Origin of the sequence: Methylophaga sp. UBA1464 (genome assembly GCF_002325665.1) — a bacterium.
Lineage (GTDB): Bacteria > Pseudomonadota > Gammaproteobacteria > Nitrosococcales > Methylophagaceae > Methylophaga.
This window is the reverse complement of the sequence record NZ_DCSO01000021.1, coordinates 3,567-5,492: the sequence shown is the minus strand read 5'-3', so window position 1 is coordinate 5,492 and position 1,926 is coordinate 3,567. Positions and strand designations below refer to the sequence as shown.

Below are 1,926 nucleotides of genomic sequence, written 5' to 3'. Positions count from 1 at the left end.
CATTGGGAAACAACAGCGCGGTGACCGTTGGCTCTGGTGCCAGGCTTGAATCATTATATGATCTGACAATTGGCTCGTTAGCAGGTAATGGTATTGTTGATATGGATACCGGTTCGATTGGTTATAGGCTGACCGTTGGCGGCGATAATACGTCCACTGTTTTTAGCGGCACAATTATTGACTTTAGTAATTTAACTAAAACAGGAACTGGAACGCTTACCATGACTGGCAACAACCCTTATTACGGTGCCACTATCGTTAATGATGGACTGCTTGTCGTGAATGGCTCCATTGCCAACTCCGGTATAACAGTTAATTCAGGAGGTGCACTGGGTGGTAGTGGTACTTTCGGTAGTATCACACTGAATGGCGGCTCCCTCGCTCCAGGCAACTCGATCGGCACAATGAACGTCTCCGGTAGTGTTGATTTCTCTGGTGGCGGTGTTTACGAGGTGGAAGTTGATGCCGCAGGCAATTCCGACTTGATTAATGCCACCGGCATGGCCACCCTCACTAACGGCACAGTGTTGGTTTTACCTGAGGCGGGCAACTATTCGCTCAGCACTGATTACACCATTCTCACTGCAGCCGGCGGCTTAGGTGGTACTACATTTGATAGCATCAGCTCCAATCTCGCTTTTCTCACGCCGACACTGACTTATGATGCCAATAATGTTTTTCTCAACCTTGAACGTAACTCTTCTGATTACGCATCCGTTGCGGATACCGCCAACCAGAAAGCTGTCAGTACAACACTCGATAGGCTTTTTCTAGGTAACGACAGCGCTGGCATCAATGACATTCTTAATAACCTGAGTAATTTGACGGTCCAAGGTGCTCAGCAAGCCTATGACTCGCTTAGTGGTGTGCAGCATACCCACAGCAATCTAATCGCTTTACAATCACTGAATCAGTTCCAGGGTTTGCTGCTTGGGCGCTTACAAAGCCGTTCCTCCACTTTGGCCGATAACGGGCAGATCCAGCTGGCCTACAATGACACCGGCACGATGACGGATGCAGGAACGTCTTTATCGAGCAACAAACGAGCTGATAATCCTGGCTGGTGGCTGCGTGGTACTGGCAGTTATGCTGATATCGAGGGTACATCCAATGCCAGCGGTGCCTATTACAAATCAGCTGGTACCGCCGCGGGCCGGGATATTTATGTCGATGATGCACTCACGGTCGGGTTGGCTGTTGGCTATAACCGCACTGATGCCAGCGTGTCACAAGGCAGTCTGGATGTAGACAGTTATCAGGCTGCTTTGTATGGCAAAAGATTATTTACCGACAACTATTACATGAGTGCTATCGCTGGTGTTGGCTATCATGATTTTGAGAGCAAACGTCGCGTGACGGTTGGTTTATCCAATACAACTGCCCGAGCGGATTACCATGCCTGGACCAGTAATCTCGCCGTAGAAATTGGCCGACTCATTGAAGTTAGTGAGAACACAAGCGTTACGCCACTAGCCGGACTGGAATATGCCCTTGTCAATCGGGATGATTTTGTTGAAAAAGAGGCCGACGCAGCCAATCTAAATGTACGCCGTGACCAGCAGGACTCTTTACGCTCCGCTCTCGGTGCGCGTATTACGCATCAATGGAAAACACAAAAAGGCTATCACATCCAACCCACCGCCGAACTGGCCTGGGTGCATGAGCTCATGGATAACGAAGCGCAGATGCGTGCAGGTTTTGCAGCTACTTCGCTAGCTAACTTTCAGGTCGATGGCCCGGAGCTTGACCGTAATCGAGCCAGACTAGCTCTGGGTCTCGATATGCAGATGACTGAGCTGACTTCAATACAACTGGGGTACCAAGGCGAATGGGCCAGTTCCGATCAGCGCCATGATCTCTCAGCAACTTTCAGAATGGTGTGGTAACCCCTCCCCCTCAAACCTCGTTCCCACGCTCCGCGTGGGA

General features: G+C 50.2%; 1 protein-coding gene. It reads left to right on the top strand.

Going from position 1 to position 1,926, the window contains the following annotated elements; translation table 11 throughout:
* The coding region (locus tag B3O33_RS02155) for an autotransporter outer membrane beta-barrel domain-containing protein (RefSeq protein ID WP_292362838.1) at positions 1-1,886 on the top strand (1,886 nt) is incomplete at its 5' end.
* Positions 1,887-1,926 lie beyond the last annotated feature (40 nt).